The 16,593-nt window shown below is 73.1% G+C and carries 15 protein-coding genes; 4 read left to right on the top strand and 11 right to left on the bottom strand.

Annotated features, from left to right (window positions below):
• From lysS to UK12_RS29360, 10 genes are all read right to left on the bottom strand, one after another.
• On the bottom strand, positions 1 to 1,279 hold a 1,279-nt coding region (gene lysS, locus UK12_RS29405; protein ID WP_045306236.1), incomplete at its 3' end, for a lysine--tRNA ligase.
• A gap of 403 nt (positions 1,280 to 1,682) precedes the next feature.
• Complete coding sequence (locus tag UK12_RS29400) at positions 1,683 to 2,450, bottom strand: hypothetical protein (RefSeq protein WP_082120039.1); 768 nt, start codon at positions 2,448 to 2,450, stop codon at positions 1,683 to 1,685.
• A gap of 189 nt (positions 2,451 to 2,639) precedes the next feature.
• Positions 2,640 to 3,428 carry a type III pantothenate kinase gene (locus tag UK12_RS29395; protein ID WP_045306231.1) on the bottom strand — a complete coding sequence of 263 codons (789 nt, stop codon included), beginning with the start codon at positions 3,426 to 3,428 and terminating at the stop codon, positions 2,640 to 2,642.
• Positions 3,429 to 3,452: 24 nt separating this feature from the next.
• Positions 3,453 to 4,421, bottom strand: coding sequence for a carboxylating nicotinate-nucleotide diphosphorylase (gene nadC / locus UK12_RS29390; protein WP_045306230.1), 969 nt, complete (start codon positions 4,419 to 4,421; stop codon positions 3,453 to 3,455).
• 76 nt (positions 4,422 to 4,497) lie between these two features.
• Positions 4,498 to 6,162: an L-aspartate oxidase gene (locus tag UK12_RS29385; RefSeq protein ID WP_045306229.1), complete on the bottom strand. Its 1,665-nt coding sequence runs from the start codon at positions 6,160 to 6,162 to the stop codon at positions 4,498 to 4,500.
• A 17-nt stretch (positions 6,163 to 6,179) separates the two neighbouring features.
• Positions 6,180 to 6,653, bottom strand: coding sequence for an aspartate 1-decarboxylase (gene panD / locus UK12_RS29380; protein ID WP_045306228.1), 474 nt, complete (start codon positions 6,651 to 6,653; stop codon positions 6,180 to 6,182).
• A 52-nt stretch (positions 6,654 to 6,705) separates the two neighbouring features.
• Positions 6,706 to 7,623, bottom strand: coding sequence for a pantoate--beta-alanine ligase (gene panC, locus UK12_RS29375; protein ID WP_082120038.1), 918 nt, complete (start codon positions 7,621 to 7,623; stop codon positions 6,706 to 6,708).
• Positions 7,623 to 8,537, bottom strand: coding sequence for a Rossmann-like and DUF2520 domain-containing protein (locus tag UK12_RS29370; RefSeq protein WP_045306234.1), 915 nt, complete (start codon positions 8,535 to 8,537; stop codon positions 7,623 to 7,625). The genes panC and UK12_RS29370 overlap by 1 nt, the downstream gene beginning before the upstream one ends.
• 139 nt (positions 8,538 to 8,676) lie before the next feature.
• Positions 8,677 to 9,351, bottom strand: a complete 675-nt coding sequence (locus UK12_RS29365) for a response regulator (RefSeq protein ID WP_231591434.1) — start codon at positions 9,349 to 9,351, stop codon at positions 8,677 to 8,679.
• Positions 9,352 to 9,410: 59 nt separating this feature from the next.
• A complete protein-coding gene (locus UK12_RS29360) occupies positions 9,411 to 10,610 on the bottom strand; it encodes a sensor histidine kinase (protein WP_197085261.1) in 1,200 nt (399 codons plus the stop codon).
• Between the two features lie 105 nt (positions 10,611 to 10,715).
• Between UK12_RS29360 and UK12_RS29355 the strand changes: the two genes are divergently transcribed.
• The gene (locus tag UK12_RS29355) at positions 10,716 to 11,732 is read left to right on the top strand and encodes an SAM-dependent methyltransferase (RefSeq protein WP_045306225.1); all 1,017 of its coding nucleotides are present in this window, start codon (positions 10,716 to 10,718) and stop codon (positions 11,730 to 11,732) included.
• A gap of 10 nt (positions 11,733 to 11,742) precedes the next feature.
• Positions 11,743 to 12,906 carry an NADH-quinone oxidoreductase subunit D gene (locus tag UK12_RS29350; protein WP_045306224.1) on the top strand — a complete coding sequence of 388 codons (1,164 nt, stop codon included), beginning with the start codon at positions 11,743 to 11,745 and terminating at the stop codon, positions 12,904 to 12,906.
• A gap of 232 nt (positions 12,907 to 13,138) precedes the next feature.
• On the opposite strand, the gene UK12_RS29345 is transcribed toward UK12_RS29350, so the two are convergent.
• Entirely contained in the window at positions 13,139 to 14,035 is an 897-nt protein-coding gene (locus UK12_RS29345) for a hypothetical protein (protein WP_197085260.1), read from the bottom strand.
• Between the two features lie 162 nt (positions 14,036 to 14,197).
• On the opposite strand from UK12_RS29345, the gene UK12_RS29340 reads away from it, so the two are divergent.
• Together UK12_RS29340 and UK12_RS41735 are read left to right on the top strand one after the other, a co-directional pair.
• A complete protein-coding gene (locus UK12_RS29340) occupies positions 14,198 to 14,563 on the top strand; it encodes a WXG100 family type VII secretion target (protein ID WP_156179002.1) in 366 nt (121 codons plus the stop codon).
• Between the two features lie 131 nt (positions 14,564 to 14,694).
• Positions 14,695 to 16,593, top strand: a 1,899-nt coding sequence (locus UK12_RS41735) for a WXG100-like domain-containing protein (RefSeq protein ID WP_442973892.1), incomplete at its 3' end; no start/stop codon positions are given.

Here is a 16,593-nt window from a genome sequence, read left to right as displayed (position 1 = left end):
CGGTCAGCCGGGCCCGCTGCTCGACCGGGTCGACCAGCTCGGAGTAGGCGGTACCGATCTCGGTGCCGAAGATGACGAGGTCCCACTTCTCCGCGACGCCCGGAACGGAGCGGTGCTGGCGGGTCAGCGGCGAGACCTCGGTCGGGTAGTCCTTGATGAAGGTCGGCTTGATCGCGTGGTGCTCCAGCAGCCGCTCGACCATCTCCAGGACGATCTGGCCGTGGCCCCACTCCTTCTCGAAGGGGATGCCGGCCTCGTCGGCGAGCCGGCGCAGCTCCTCGACGCCGGTCTCCGGGGTGATCTCGGTGCCCAGGTGGGCCGAGATGCCCGGGTAGACGCTGACCTCGGCCCACGGCTCGGCCAGGTCGATCTCGTGCTCCTCGCCGTCCGGGCCGACGCCCGTGACGACGGTGGTGCCGAGGGCGTCCCGGGCGGCGTTGACGATGGTCGCGCGGATCAGCTCGGCCTGGGTGTCGTAGTCGCCGTACGCCTCGTACGACTCCAGCGAGGTGAACTCGGGGTTGTGGGTCGAGTCCGCGCCCTCGTTGCGGAAGTTGCGGTTGATCTCGAAGACCTTCTCCGCGCCGCCGACCACCAGCCGCTTGAGGTACAGCTCGGGGGCGATCCGCAGGAAGAGGTCGATGTCGTACGCGTTGATGTGGGTGGTGAACGGACGGGCGTTGGCGCCGCCGTGCACCGGCTGCAGCATCGGGGTCTCGACCTCGATGTAGCCGCGCTCCTCGTACGTGCGGCGGATCGAGCGGACCACCTTGCTGCGCAGGTGGAGGATCTCGCGCGCCTCGGGGTTCACGATCAGGTCGACGTACCGCTGGCGGACCCGGGCCTCCGGGTCGGTCAGGCCCTTGTGCTTGTCCGGCAGCGGACGCAGGCACTTGGCGGTCAGCTCCCAGCGGTCCACCATCACGGACAGCTCGCCGCGGCGGGAGGTGATCACCTCGCCCTCGACGCCGACCTGGTCGCCGAGGTCGATGTCCGACTTCCAGGCGGCCAGCCGCTCCTCGCCCAGCTTGTCCAGGGAGAGCATCACCTGGAGGTCGCCGGAGCCGTCGCGCAGGGTGGCGAAGCAGAGCTTGCCGCCGGTACGGGCCAGGATGACCCGGCCGGTGATGCCGACGCGCTCGCCGGTCGCGACGTCCGGCTCCAGGTCGGGGTGCTTGGCGCGCAGGTCGGCGATGGTGGAAGTACGGGGGAAGCCGACCGGGTACGGGTCGACGCCGGCCGCCCGGAGCCGGTCCAGCTTCTCGCGCCGGACGCGCATCTGCTCAGGAAGGTCGTCGGTCGCGGGGACGGTGCTCTGATCGCTCACCCCACCAGGGTAGCCACCGTTCACACCTTCCCCGCGCCCGGCCGGGCCATCGCCGCAGGCGCGGGGCCGCGCCGGGTGCACGGGCCCGCCGGGAGCCGATGGCGACCCGGGTCCCTCGCTGCCGCCGGCCGCGTCGACCGCACCGGCCGCGTCGACCGCGCCGACTTTTCCGAAGGCCCCGGGGTCGTGGTTCGTCAGGGGAGAGATATCAATCGGGCAATTCGCGACAAAATCATTCGTATTGGTGTCGAAATACGCCGAACTCCGAGCAGAAATCTCCGATTCCCCATCACATAGTCGACACATCGACAACGGGGGGAGGCTGCCTGGAGCAGCCTCCCCCCGTCGGGGTGGATCAGCCGGTGCCGGTGGCGAGTTCGAGGTCCTCGTCGTCGGGGAGTGCGGTCGGCGGCTGGTTCTGCGGCCGGGGCCGGCGGCCGAACAGTTCGGCGGGGGTGGGCATCCGGCGGGGCTGGTGAGCCTGCGGCTTCTGCGCCTGGCGGGGCTTCTGCGGCTGGTGGGTGCGGTCGGTGGCGGTGGAGTTCTTGGGGGTGGGTGCGCCGGCGGCGTTGCTCATCGGGATCCGTCCTCCAACTGGGGTGGGGGTCACTGACACGGCGGGGAATGGCTCGGAGGCCGGGCTCGGCACGGCGGTGAGGTGGCGCTGGCCGGAGCCGAGGGCGAGGCGTTCGCGGACGTCCGCCTCGGCGATGGCGTGGCAGCGGCCGGAGAGCCGGGAGCGGCGGGAGCGTTCGACGTTGCCGCAGGGCAGCCGGGAGAGCGAGCGCAGGGCGGTCAGGTCCTCGGGGAGCGGGAGATAGCCGTCGGAGACGGCCTCCTCCAGGCGTTCCAGATAGCCGGAGGCGCTGCCGGGCAGTGCGGCACGGTAGCGGGCCAGGTCGGCCAGCAGGAAGGCGCGCAGCCGGCCGCCTTCCGAAGCCGCCTCGTCGACCGCTTCGGCGAGGCGCAGTGCCTCCTGGACGTCCTCGGCCCACAGTTCGCCGAGCGGGGTCGGGAGCGGCGAGTGGGCCGGGTGGAGAGCTTGGGCGAGGGCGCGGCGCAGCACGCGGACTTCATCGGCGCTGAAGGCCATGCCGCCGCGCGATCCGTGTGGCGTAGGCATGGCTTGACATTACGTGGCGTACGTCAGATTTATGACGATTGAGGACGTGTCTGTACCGATTGGCCTATCTGGTGCTGATCGGACACATCGTCGTCGAACGGGCGCGCCGGGGCATGGGCTCTGCGCCGGAGCCGCCCCGGTGCGACGCCCGGTGCGAAGCCCCGGAGTGGCGCCCGGCCGGTCGGTCGGTCAGCTGGGTCGGTTGCGCTCGTGGACCAGTCGGAGGCCGATCAGGGTGAGCCAGGGCTCGTGCACGTCGATCGAGGTGGCCTCGCCGAGGACCAGCGGGGCGAGCCCGCCGGTGGCGATCACCTGGACGTCCTCCGGGTCCTTGGCGAGCTCCTTGGCCATCCGCTCGACCAGGCCGTCCACCTGGCCCGCGAAGCCGTACAGGATGCCGGACTGCATGCCTTCGACGGTGTTCTTGCCGATCACGTTCCGGGGGCGGGCCAGCTCGATCTTGCGCAGCTGGGCGCCCCGGACGCCGAGGGCCTCGACCGAGATCTCGATGCCGGGGGCGATCGCGCCGCCGACGTAGTCGCCGCGCTCGTTGATGGCGTCGAAGGTGGTGGCGGTGCCGAAGTCCACCACGATGCACGGCCCCCCGTACAGGTGGTTGGCGGCCAGCGCGTTGACGATCCGGTCGGCGCCGACCTCCTTGGGGTTGTCCATCAGGACGTGCACCCCGGTCTTCACCCCCGGCTCCACGATCACCGCGGGGACGTCGCCGTAGTAACGGCGCGTCACCTCGCGGAGCTCGTGGAGCACGGCGGGCACCGAGGAGCAGATCGCCAGGCCCTCCACCCGGTCGGCGGCCTCGACGATCGGGTGCGACCCCATCAGGCCCTGCATCAGCACGGCCAGTTCGTCGGCGGTGCGGCGTGGATCGGTGGAGATCCGCCAGTGCTCGACGATCTCCTCACCGTCGAACAGGCCGAGCGTGGTCTGGGTGTTGCCGACGTCGATGGTGAGGAGCATGGGGTGCTTTCTGTAAGAGGGGGATCAGGCTCGGAGGTCCAGGCCGATGTCCAGGATCGGGGCGGAGTGGGTCAGAGCCCCGACGGCGAGGTAGTCGACACCAGTTTCGGCGACCTCGCGCGCGGTGGCCAGAGTCAGGCCGCCGGAAGCCTCCAGCCTGGCCCGGCCGGCGACCAGCGTGACGGCCTCCTTCAGCTGGGCGACGGTGAAGTTGTCCAGCAGGATCAGGTCCGCCCCGGCCTCCAGCACCGGCGGGATCTGCTCCAGGGTGTCCACCTCGATCTCGACCGGCAGCTCCGGGTACGCCTCGCGCACCGCGCGGAACGCCTCCGCCACCCCGCCCGCGGCCACCACGTGGTTGTCCTTCACCAGTGCGGCGTCCGAGAGCGCCATCCGGTGGTTGGCGCCGCCGCCGCAGCGGACCGCGAACTTCTGCAGCGCGCGCAGGCCCGGCGTGGTCTTGCGGGTGTCCCGGACCACCGCGCCGGTGCCCTCCAGGGCGTCCGCCCAGGCGCGGGTCGTGGTGGCGATGCCGGACAGGTGGCAGAGCAGGTTGAGCGCGCTGCGCTCGGCGGTCAGCAGGTCGCGGGTACGGCTGCGAACCGACAGCAGCACCTGGCCGGCCTCGACCCGGGCACCGTCCTCGACGTGCCGCTCGACCTCGAACTCCTCCTCGCAGACCAGCGAGACCACGGCCTCGGCGATCCGCAGGCCCGCGACCACACCGGCCTGGCGGGCGGTGAAGTCGGCGGTGGCGACGGCGTCCGCCGGGACGGTGGCGACCGAGGTGACGTCCTCGCCGCCGGCCAGGTCCTCGGCCAGTGCGAGGGTGGCGATGTCCTCGACCTCGATCGGGTCCAGGCCGGCCGCCTCCAGCAGCTCGGCCAGCGCCGGGTCGAGCCCGGTCTCGTACGCCTCGCCGTCCCCGCAGGCGCAGCCGTCGCCGCAGCCGTCGGACTCGGCCAGCGGGAGTTCCTCGTGGGAGTGGGTCATCAGTTGCTCCTTGGATCTTGGACGCGTGAGGGGTGAGCCGACAGAGCCCCGCGCCCCTGTCGGCTCACCCTCGTTCTTATCGGCTCACCGGGGTTCCGGTGGTGGTGGCCAGGGTGGTGATCAGGTGGCGCTGCCAGTGGGCGTCGTCGCGCTCGGGGAAGTCCTCGCGCCAGTGGCAGCCGCGGGTCTCCTCGCGCTGGGCGGCGGCCGCCACCAGTGCGGAGGCCACCAGGTGCAGGTTGGCGGCCTCCCAGGTCTCCACCCGGGGGTCGGCGGGCTTCTCCTCGGCGACGTGCCAGCGCGCCTGTTCGGCGAGGTCGGCGAGCCCGGCCGCGGTGGCGGCCATGCTCCGGGCCGAGCGCAGCACGCCCGTGCCGCGCGACATCAGCCGCTGGATCTCGGCCCGCGCCTCGGGGGCGGGCAGCGGGACGGCGACCGCCGCTCGGGCGCCGGCCACGTCAACCGCGCGCTCGGGCAGTTCACCTGCGCGGTGGCGCTCGGCGAGGTCCGCGGCGATCCGCTCGGCGAAGACCAGGCCCTCCAGCAGCGAGTTCGAGGCCAGCCGGTTGGCGCCGTGCACGCCGGTGCAGGCGACCTCGCCGCAGGCGTACAGGCCCGGCACGGTGGTGCGTCCCCGCAGGTCGGTGCGGACCCCGCCGGAGGCGTAGTGCGCGGCCGGGGCGACCGGGATCAGGTCGGTCACCGGGTCGATGCCGTGCGCGCGGCAGGAGGCCAGGATGGTCGGGAAGCGCGTCTGCCACATCTCGGCGCCGAAGTGCCGCCCGTCCAGGTACATGTGCTCGGTGCCCTTGAGCTGCATCTGCCGGGTGATCGCCTTGGCGACGATGTCCCGCGGTGCCAGCTCGTTCAGCTCGTGCTGCCCGACCATGAAGCGGTGCTCGTCCGCGTCCACCAGGTAGGCGCCCTCGCCCCGGACGGCCTCGGAGACCAGCGGCTGCTGGCCCTCGGCCTCCGGACCGAGCCAGAGCACGGTCGGGTGGAACTGGACGAACTCCAGGTCGGTCACCTCGGCCCCGGCGCGCAGCGCCAGCGCCACGCCGTCGCCGGTGGAGACCGCCGGGTTGGTGGTGGCCGAGAAGACCTGGCCCATGCCGCCGGTGGCCAGCACCACGGCGCGGGCCCGGATCGCGCCGACGCCGTCCCGCTGGCCCTCGCCCATCACGTGCAGGGTCAGCCCGGCCGCGTGGCCCTCGGCGTCGGTGAGCAGGTCCAGCACCAGGGCGTGCTCGATCAGCTCGACCCCCGGGTCGCTGCGCACCGCCGAGACCAGCGCGCGGGAGATCTCCGCACCGGTCGCGTCGCCGCCCGCGTGCGCGATCCGGCGGCGGTGGTGGCCGCCCTCGCGGGTCAGCAGGATCTCTCCGTCCGCATCGAGATCGAATTCCGCGCCGACCCCGATCAGCCGGCGGACGGCGTCCGGGCCCTCGGTCACCAGGGCCCGGACGGCCTCGGGGTCGCAGAGCCCGGCACCGGCGACCAGGGTGTCGTCCAGGTGCTGCTCGGGGGTGTCCCCCTCGCCCAGGGCGGCGGCTATGCCGCCCTGGGCCCAGCGGGTGGAGCCGTCGTCCAGCATCGCCTTGGTGACCACCATGGCCCGCAGGCCGGCCTTGCGGATGTTGAGCGCGACGGTCAGACCGGCCACGCCCGAGCCGACCACGACGACGTCGGTGGTCGTGGTCCAGCCGGGAGCGGGGGCGGTCAGGCGATGAGAGACGGACATGGCGTTCAGTGGCTCCTTCAGTGCGCGGCCGACGCGCGGTCGGCATCACCGTACGCGCCCTCGGCCCCGGCGGCCGGGGGTGCCCCCAGGTCGCCGCGGAGCAGGCCGGAGCCCTCCGGCGCCTCGGCGGCGTCCGACCCGTAGCCGGTGATCCGGTTGTCGGCGTCCACGAAGACGACCTTCGGTTCGTACGCCTTGGCCTCGGCGGTCTCCAGCTGCCCGTAGGCGATCAGGATCACCAGATCGCCGGGGTGCACCAGGCGGGCGGCCGCGCCGTTGATCCCGATCACGCCCGAGCCGCGCGGGCCCGCGATCGTGTACGTCTCCAGGCGGGCGCCGTTGTTGATGTCGACGATGTGGACCAGCTCGCCAGGGAGCAGGTCGGCGGCGTCGAGCAGGTCCTCGTCCACCGTCACCGAGCCGACGTAGTGCAGGTCGGCCTGGGTGACGGTGGCGCGGTGGATCTTCGACTTGAGCATGGTGCGGAGCATGGGGTCACGCCTCCAGGAGTGCATGCCGTACTTCGGCTGGGTCGGACTGTGCCTATCGGACGATGATGCGGGCGTTGTCGATCAGGCGGGTCGAGCCCACCTTCGCGGCCACGGCCAGCACCGCCTCGCCCTGGAAGTCGTCCGGCGCCTCGGTGAAGTCGTCCGGGTCGATCAGGGCGAGGTAGTCGAGGGTGACGCCCTCGGCGCCGTCGAGGGCGGCGGACGCCGCCTCGCGGACCGCCTGCGGGCCCTTCGCGGCCACGTCGCGGCCGGCGAACAGGGCCCGGGAGAGCGCGAGCGCCTGCGCGCGCTCCGGTTCGGACAGGAAGCGGTTGCGGGACGAGAGGGCCAGGCCGTCCTCCTCGCGCAGGGTCGGGACGCCGACGACCTCGACGTCGAAGTCCAGGTCGGCCACCATGCGCTGGACGATCGCCAGCTGCTGGGCGTCCTTCTCGCCGAAGAAGGCGAAGTCCGGGTCGGTGATGTGGAGCAGCTTGGCCACCACGGTCAGCATCCCGTCGAAGTGGCCGGGGCGGGAGGCGCCCTCGAAGCGCTCGCCCATCGGGCCCGCGCTCAGCCGCACCTGCGGCTCGCCGTTCGGGTAGACCTCGTCCACCGACGGCGCGAAGACCACGTCGGCGCCGTTCTCCTCGGCCAGCCGCACGTCCTCGGCCAGCGTGCGCGGGTAGCGGTCCAGGTCCTCGCCCGAGCCGAACTGCAGCGGGTTCACGAACACCGTGACCGCCACCCGGCCGTCCCGGCCGACCTGCTTGCGGGCCGCCCGGATCAGCGAGGCGTGGCCCTCGTGCAGTGCGCCCATGGTCATCACCACGGCGTTGTCCACCGGCTGCTCGTCCGGCCAGAACGCGGCCTCGAAGTCGGCCACCGTGTGCGTCAGCGCAGCCTTGTGGACCTTGGCCGCCTTCGGCGCCCTGGCCTGCTGCTTGCCGCGCTGGTTCTTGCCCGCCATCAGTGGTTCTCCTCGTTCAGTACGTCCAGCAGCGCCGCCGCCGCCTCTTCCTTGAGCGACCCGTTGCGGACCGCCCGCTGCGCCGTGGCCCTGGCCATCGCGCGGTAGGCCTGCCCGATGTCCGGGCTCGCCGTCTCCAACTGGGCGAGGTGGCGGTGCACCGTACCCGCGTCGCCCCGGGCGACCGGGCCGGTCAGCGCCGCGTCGCCGGAGCGCAGGCTGTTGTCCAGCGCGGCGCCGAGCAGCGGCCCGAGCAGCCGTCCGGGCTCGGCGACGCCCGCCGTGCGCAGCAGTTCCAGGGCCTGTGCCACCAGGGTGACCAGGTGGTTCGCCCCGTGCGCCAGGGCCGTGTGGTAGAGCGGGCGGACCTCCTCGGGCACCCACTCCGGCTCGCCGCCCATCTCCACCACCAGGGCCTCCGCCACCGGCCGCAGCTCCTCGGGCGCGGTCACCCCGAACGGGCAGCCGGCCAGCCGGGCCAGGTCCACGGCGGTACCGGTGAAGGTCATCGCCGGGTGCAGGGCCAGCGGCAGCGCACCAGCCCTGGTCGCGGGCTCCAGCACCGCGACGCCGTGCGCTCCCGAGGTGTGGACGACTATCTGCCCGGGACGCACCGCACCGGTCGCGGCCAGGCCGGCCACCAGCTCGGCCAGCGCGTCGTCCGGGACGGTGAGCAGCACCAGATCGGCGGCGGCCAGCACCTGAGGGGGGCTCACCAGCCGGACCCCGGGCAGCAGGGTCTCGGCCCGCCGCCGGGACGCGGCCGACACCCCCGAGGCAGCCACCACCCGGTGGCCCGCCAGCTGCAGGGCGGCGGCCAGGGCCGGGCCGACGCGGCCGGTGCCCACCACTCCCACGGCCAGCCGAGCGGGGCGGTTCCCGGGATCGGAAGGGTCGCCGAACGGGTCGGCCAGAACACCGAAGTCTGCGTGGTCGGACGTGCTCACGGCTCGGCCTTCGTCCTCACTCTCCGTTCCGGTCCTCTGCGGGTACCGGACGTACCGACCCATTCTACGGGCTGCGGGGCGGCCCCCAGGGGTCGGTCCGGGGCGGTCAGTCGGTGGAGCCCGCGCGGACGAGCCCGGCCTCGTAGGCGAGGACGACGGCCTGGACGCGGTCGCGGAGGTTGAGCTTGGCGAGGATCCGGCCGACGTGCGTCTTGACGGTGGCTTCGGAGAGGGTCAGCTTGGCGGCGATCTCGCCGTTGGAGAGGCCCTGGGCGACCAGCAGGAAGACCTCGCGCTCCCGGTCGGTGAGCGGTGCGAGGACGGTGGCCCCGGGAGCGGTCTGCGGAGTGGGCAGGACCTCGGCGAAGCGGTCGATCATGCGGCGGGTGGTGGTCGGGGCCACCACCGCGTCGCCGGCGTGCACCGCGCGGATCGCCGCGACCAGTTCGGTCGGCGGCACGTCCTTGAGCAGGAAGCCGCTGGCCCCGGCCTTGAGCGCGGCGAAGGCGTACTCGTCCAGGTCGAAGGTGGTCAGGATGAGCACGTGCGGGGCGTCCGGCAGCGGGGCGCCGTCGGCGTCGAGGCAGATCCGGCGGGTGGCCTGGACACCGTCCAGCCGGGGCATCCGGACGTCCATCAGGATCACGTCGACCGAGGTGGTCTCCAGGACGGCCAGGGCCTGCTGGCCGTCGCCGGCCTCGGCGGCGATCTCGATGTCGCCCTGCGACTGCAGGATCATCCGGAAGCCCGTACGGAGCAGCTCCTGGTCGTCCACCAGCATCACCCGGATGGTCAATGTCACTCCTGTTGTCGCGGTGGTCGGGGGGTCGGACGCGAGCGCTACTTGCCGTTCTTGAGCGGGAGCACCGCCCGGATGCGGAAGCCGCCGCCGGGGCGGGGGCCGATGTCGAGGCTGCCGCTGACCATGCCGACCCGCTCGCGCATGCCGATCAGACCATGGCCCTGTCCGTCGGTTCCACCTGCGGCCAGCTGCTCGTCGGTGGTACCGCGGCCGTCGTCCTCGATCAGCACCTCCAGGTCGCGGTCGCGGAAGTCCATCGCGACCCTGGCCCGGGCGTCCGGGCCGCCGTGCTTGCGGACGTTGGTCAACGCCTCCTGGACGATCCGGTAGACCGTCAGCTCGACGCCGCGCGGCAGGTCGGTGGACTCGCCGGTGGTGGTGTACTCGACCGGCAGCCCGGCGGCACGGACCTGCTCCAGCAGCTCGGGCAGCTCCTCCACCCCGGGCTGCGGCACGTACTCCTCCGCGGTGTCGGCCGTGCGCAGTACACCGAGGAGCCGGCGCATCTCGACCAGCGCCTGCCGTCCGGTGCTGGCGATGGTGCCGAGCGCCTCCTTGGCCTGCTGGGGCGAGTTGTCCAGGACGTACGCGGCGCCGTCGGCCTGGACGATCATCACCGAGACGTTGTGGGCGACCACGTCGTGCAGCTCGCGGGCGATCCTGGCGCGTTCGGCGGCGACCGCGACCTTGGCCTGGGCGTCCCGTTCGCGTTCCAGCCGGGCGGCCCGGTCCTCCAGCTCGGTGAGGTACGCGCGGCGGACCCTGGTCAGCCGGCCCCAGGCCCAGCTGAGGATGAACGGGGTGCTCATCAACGCCGCGAAGAAGCCGAGTTTGAGCCAGCCGTCGCCGGCGGCCGAGCCGCCGCCCTGGAACCGCCAGACCGTCAGCGAGCCGGCCGCCAGACCGCCGGCCAGCGCCAGCCGGGACGTCCACTCGGTGCCGAAGGCGGCGCCGGTGTAGGCGAAGACCAGGTACGCGACGGAGGAGAAGTTCGGCGGGATGTCGGCGGCGACCTGGACCAGCCCGAGCACGAGGGCGGCGACCGTGGTGGTGTCCGGGTTCCGGCGCCGGAAGATCATCAGAAGCGGCAGCAGAACGGCCATCACCACGCCGCCGGGGAAGCTGTGCTGGGGCTCCTGCTCGACGGCCGCGACCAGGCTGAGGAAGAAGACCGGCAGCGCCCAGACGGAGTCCACCACCATCGGGTGTCGGCGGAACCAGGCGTTGAGTCGATGCACGTTTCAAGCCTAGGCAGCCGGTCCACCTGCTCAGGTCCGCCGTAGGAGCGATCCTGCCTACTCCGCAGGGTGGAGACGTCCCCTACCGGCGGTAACGTCCCCCGCATGAGTTGGATGCGGTGGCGGCCCGCCATGGAACAGGCCCTCTACGGCGAGGATGGCGGCTTCTACCGCAGGCCGGAAGGCCCGGCCGGGCACTTCCGGACCTCCGTGCACGCATCGCCCCGGTACGCCAAGGCGGTCGCCCGTCTGCTGCAGGAGGTTGACGAGGCCCTCCGCCATCCGGCGGAGGTGGCCCTGGTCGACGTCGGGGCCGGCCGCGGCGAGCTGCTCACCGGGGTGCTCGCGGCCGTGCCGCCGGCACTGGCGGAGCGGCTGCGCCCGTACGCGGTGGAGATCGCCGACCGCCCCGCCGGGCTGCCGGAGTCGGTGGTGTGGACGGACCGCGTGCCGCAGGGCGTGCACGGTCTGCTGTTCGCCAACGAGTGGCTGGACAACGTGCCGCTGGACCTCGCCGAGGTGGACGGGGACGGCGTGCTCCGCTACGTCGAGGTCGCGCCGGACGGCGCGGAGCGCCTCGGCGGACCGCTGGCGGAGGCCGACGCCCGCTGGGCGGCCCGCTGGTGGCCGGCCGAGGAGCCGGGCGAGCGGGTGGAGCTGGGCGGTACCCGCGACGCGGCCTGGGCGGCGGCGGTCGGCGGCCTGGCGAGCGGGCTGGCCGTCGCCGTGGACTACGCGCACCTGCGGGCCGGGCGGCCGGTGTTCGGCACGCTGACCGGCTTCCGGGCGGGCCGCGAGGTGCGGCCGGTGCCCGACGGCTCCTGCGACATCACCGCGCACGTGGCGCTGGACGCGGTGGCCGTGCCCGGTCTCCACAGCCTGTGGACGACGCAGCGCGACGCGCTGCGCGCACTCGGCGTCAGCGGCACCCGCCCGCCGCTGGCGCTCGCCGCGAGCGACCCGACGGAGTACCTGCGGGCCCTGAGCGGCGCCGGGGAGGCCGCCGAGCTCACCGACCCCGCAGGACTGGGCGGCTTCGGCTGGCTGGCGCAGACCGTCCGCATGCCGGAACCGGTCGGCCTGGCGGGTCTGGCGGGTCTGGCGGGGTGGCGCACTCTGTAGCCTCTTGTCCATGAGGGAGACCACGGTCGGCATCGGCGCAGGCGCGCAAGAGCTCACGGGTGAGCTGGGCACCAGCGACATGGTGCTCAACATCGGCCCGCAGCACCCGTCCACCCACGGCGTGCTCCGCCTGAAGCTGGTGCTGGACGGCGAGCGGATCGTCTCCGCCGAACCGGTCATCGGCTACATGCACCGGGGCGCGGAGAAACTCTTCGAGGCCCGGGACTACCGCCAGATCATCATGCTGGCCAACCGGCACGACTGGCTCTCCGCCTTCTCCAACGAGCTGGGCGTGGTGCTCGCCGTCGAGCGGATGCTCGGCATGGAGGTCCCCGAGCGGGCGGTGTGGATCCGCACCCTGCTCGCCGAGCTCAACCGGGTGCTCAACCACCTGATGTTCCTCGGCTCCTACCCCCTGGAACTCGGCGGCATCACCCCCGTCTTCCACGCCTTCCACGGCCGCGAGGAGCTCCAGCACGTGCTGGAGGAGGCCAGCGGCGGCCGGATGCACTACATGTTCAACCGGGTCGGCGGCCTGAAGGAGGACCTGCCCGCCGGGTGGCTCGCCCGGGTGCGTACGTCGGTCGCCACCGTCCGCTCGCAGCTGCCGGTCTTCGAGGACCTGGTGCTCGGCAACGAGATCTTCCGGGGCCGTACGGCGGGGGTCGGCGTGCTCTCGCGCGAGCACGTGCACGCGTACGGGGCCAGCGGCCCGATCGGACGGGCCAGCGGTGTCGACTTCGACCTGCGGCGGGACGAGCCCTACCTCGCGTACGGCGAGCTGCAGGACGTGCTCACCGTGGTCACCCGGGAGGAGGGCGACTGCCTGGCGCGCTTCGAGTGCCTGCTGGAGCAGACCGCCAACTCCCTCGACCTCGCCGACGCCTGCCTCGACCGGCTCGCGCGGCTGGCCCCCGGGCCGGTCAACCTGCGGCTGCCGAAGGTGCTCAAGGCACCCGAGGGGACGACGTACGCGTGGACCGAGAACCCGCTCGGGATCAACGGGTACTACCTGGTCTCGCGCGGCGAGAAGACGCCGTGGCGGCTCAAGCTGCGGTCGGCCTCCTACAACAACATCCAGGCGCTCACCGAGCTGCTGCCCGGGACGCTGGTCGCGGACATGGTGGCGATCCTGGGCTCGATGTTCTTCGTGGTCGGCGACATCGACAAGTAGCTGCACCAGGGGCTGCACCTCCAGGGCCTGGGCCGACCACTCAGGGGCGCGGGGAACTGCGCGAAACGGAAGACCTCGAAGCCGCACCATCGGCCCCCGGAGCCAGTTGCACCCGGTTACCCCGGTGGGGCGGTGCATCGTGCTCCACGGGGGTCGAGCGCGGCCCCGTACCTTCCGGTTTCGCGCAGTTCCCCGCGCCCCTAGGCCCAGGCCCCTGGAGGGGGTGCGGGGGTTACTGGCCGGCCGGGTGGGGGGCGAACTTCTTGTGGCCCTTGGTGGCGATGCGCTGCTCGCAGAGTTCGGCGAGGACCGCGTAGCCGGCCGGGCCCATCAGTTCGGTGAGTTCCGGGCGGTAGCTGACGTAGACCGGGTCGGAGCCGGTGTGGGCGTCGGGGCTGCTGGTGCACCACCAGTGCAGGTCGTGGCCGCCCGGACCCCAGCCGCGGCGGTCGTACTCGCCGATGGTGACCTGGAGGTAGCGGGTGTCGTCCGGCCGGTCGATCCAGTCGTAGGTGCGGCGGACCGGCAGCTGCCAGCAGACGTCCGGCTTGGTCTCCAGCGGTTCCTTGCCCTCCTTGAGGGCCAGGGTGTGCAGGGCGCAGCCGTGACCGCCGGGGAACCCGGGGCGGTTGAGGAAGATGCAGGCGCCGTCCACCCGGCGGGTCTGGCGGTCGCCGTCCTCGTCGAGCATGGTGATGCCGCCGTCGAGCTTGATCCGGCCCTTGGCGTCGGTGCCGTGCTCGAACAGCTGCCACATCTCGGGGGTGAGGCGGGCCGCGTGCCCGGCGATCCGCTTCTCGTCGTCCTCGTCCGAGTAGTGCGCGCCGAGCGTGCAGCAGCCGTCGGACTCGCCCCGCCCCTCCCGGATGCCCTGGCAGCCCTTGCCGAAGATGCAGGTCCAGCGGGAGGTCAGCCAGGTCAGGTCACAGCGGAAGACCTGCTCGTCGTCGGCCGGGTCGGCGAACTCGATCCAGGCGCGCGGGAAGTCGAGCGAGACCTCGGGCGCGGAGCCCACGGTCGGCATCGGGAGGTCGACGAGCGTTGCGGACTTGGCGCCGGACCCGGCGTTCTTGTCGCTGCTCTTGGGGGTCTTGGTCTTCTTGGTGCTCTTGGGAGTCTCTGCTGCCACTCAGCAAGGGTATGGCCTCCGGCCGGGTGTGAAGTTGAGGTGAGAAACGTCCAGAGGCGCTGCGGAGGGTTCGGATCCGGGCCCTAGGATGGCGGCGCCGCTGGGCACGTACGGGGCGGTCGGCAGACGGTTCGGTGGACCTGGCAGGACGGGGGAGTGGCTATGGCGGCCGGTGGAGCGGGCCAGTTCCGCATCAATCCATGGGAAGTGCACGGCGAGGGACGGGAGTTCGAGCAGCTCTCGAACGACTTCGCCCGGGCCGTGCTGGCCCTGGAGCAGGGCGTGGCCGGGCTCGGCACCCCCTGGGGCAAGGACGAGCCGGGCTCCGGCTTCGGCAAGGAGTACGGCGAGGCGCAGCCCGAGCTGCTGTCCGGGCTGAACGGTCTCGCCGACCGGCTCGCCGGGATCGGCACCGGGCTGCACACCATGGCGGACCGGGCGGACCGGACCGAGCAGGACGTCGCCGCCGACTTCGCCGGGCAGGACCCGGGCGCCGGCGGAACCGCAGTGGGTCCGCAGGCGGTCTGAGCCCCGGGAGGGGCGGACCGAGCCGTACGCCGCACCGCACGCCGGGCAGAGCCTCAGACCGGGCGGACGGGGCGCTCGCGGCGTTCGAACCGTGACGGCGTTCAATCCGTAGCACGCGAAGGGGGGACCACGTGTCCCGGAAGTTGCCCGAGGAACTGGTCCCGGTCCTGGCCAAGGTCGGCCACCAGTGGCCCGAGGCCGACGAGGACGGCCTGCGCCGGGCCGCCGCGCTGTGGCGTGAGTTCGGCACCGAGGCCGAGCGGCTGAGCCGCCGGGGCGGGGAGTCCGCACAGCGCGTCACCGGGGAGAACTCCGGACCCGCGGTGGACGCCTTCGCCGAGCACTGGACCGGCTTCGCGGGCGGTGGCCGCGGCTACCTGGACGACGCGCAGAGCGCCGCCGAGCTGGTGGCCAAGGCCTTCGACGGCGCGGCCGAGGCCACCGACACCTGCAAGTCGGCGCTGGTCGCCGAGCTCACCGAACTCGCCGAGAAGCTCAAGGCGGCCGAGGCCGCCGAGGCCAAGGCGAAGGCGGAGAAGGGCGGGGGGCTGGTCGGCGCGGTCACCAAGGTGGTCGACACCGCCGTCGCCGAGGTCGGCGAGGTGATCGACATCGCGGCCGCCAAGCTCAAGATCGGCGAGCTGCTGGAGGAACTGGGCCGCGCCATGAAGCACGGCCTGGAGGGCGCGCTCAAGGAACCCGCGGTGACCGCCCTGGAACGCCTCGCGAAGACGGACGGGCCGGGTGCGCACGGCCGTTCGGGCAAGGTGCGCGAGCTGAGCGCCCAGACCGGCGCGGGACAGCTGACCGGAGCGCTGGGCGGCACGGTTGCCGGGGCCGCCGCGGTCGGTGGTGTCCGGACCCTGAGCGCAGCCGTCGGCCCGGACGGCAGGGTGCTGACGGACGATGCCGGGCACCCGCTGCTCCAGGACCAGAACGGCAAGCTGGTGGCCGGTGTCGAGGGCGTCACCGTCCCGGTCGGCCCGGACGGCAAGCCGGTGGTCGGCGCCGACGGCAAGGTGGCCGTACTCGGCGCGGACGGCCAACCGCTGGTCGGCGTGGCCCTCGGGGTGAACGGCAAGCCGCTCACCGACGCCCAGGGCAACCCCGTGACGGTCGCCGCCGACGGCGAACTCGGCGGTAGCGGGCTGTCGGTGGCCCTCGACGCGGACGGCAAGCCGGTCCTCGGCACCGACGGCCGTCCGGTGGTGCTCGGCCCGGACGGGCGGCAGGTGCCGGGTGCGGACGGGCGGATCGGGGTGCGGGCCGGGGTGCAGACCGCCGGTCTGCCGACCGATGTGCGGACCGGCGTGGACGCCGACCTGAGTGAGCGCTCGGCGGTGACCGGCGTCGGGCTGCGATCCGGCGCCTCGGGTACGGGAGTCCAGGTCGGGGCAGGGGCCGGCGGCTACGGCTCCGGCGACGGCTCCGAGGACGGCGGTTCCTCGTACGGTGGATCGTCGTATGCGGGATCGTCGGGGCACTCCGGTTCGGGCGGCGGCGGGTACCGGTACCGCCAGGACTCGTACGGGTACGGCGGCGGGAGCACGGGCGGCGCCGACTACTCGACCTACTCGGACTCCTCCGACTACGACAACCCGCCCGCCGTGCACCACACTTCGGTGCGGACCGGCCCGGTCTCGGTGCGGACCGACTCCGTCGCCCTCGAACCGCCGCAGACGGGTTCGGACTACAGCGGCACGGGCGGTTACGGCTCGGGTGCGGGCACGGGATCCGGCGGGGGCTACGGCTCCGGCTCGGGCTCCGGCTCGGGCTCCGGCTCGGGCTCCGGCTCGGGCTACGGTTCCGGGGACGGGCCCTCGGGGGCCGGCGGCTCCTCCGGCGGGGGCGGCTGGCGTTCGGTGGATCCGTCGGCCGGGTCCGTACCTCCGGTGACGACCCCCGGCGGTTACGGGCCGGTCGGCGGCGGTTCGGTGGGCGGCTCGGTCGGCGGCGGTGCCACCGGTGGTCCGGTGGGCGGGCCGGTCGGCGCCGGCCCGGTGGTGACCGGACCGGTCGGGGGCACCCCG

Origin of the sequence: Saccharothrix sp. ST-888, from assembly GCF_000955975.1 — a bacterium.
Classification (GTDB): Bacteria; Actinomycetota; Actinomycetes; order Streptomycetales; family Streptomycetaceae; genus Kitasatospora.
Note: the sequence above shows the minus strand (reverse complement) of the source record. Positions and strands in the feature narration are given on the sequence as shown.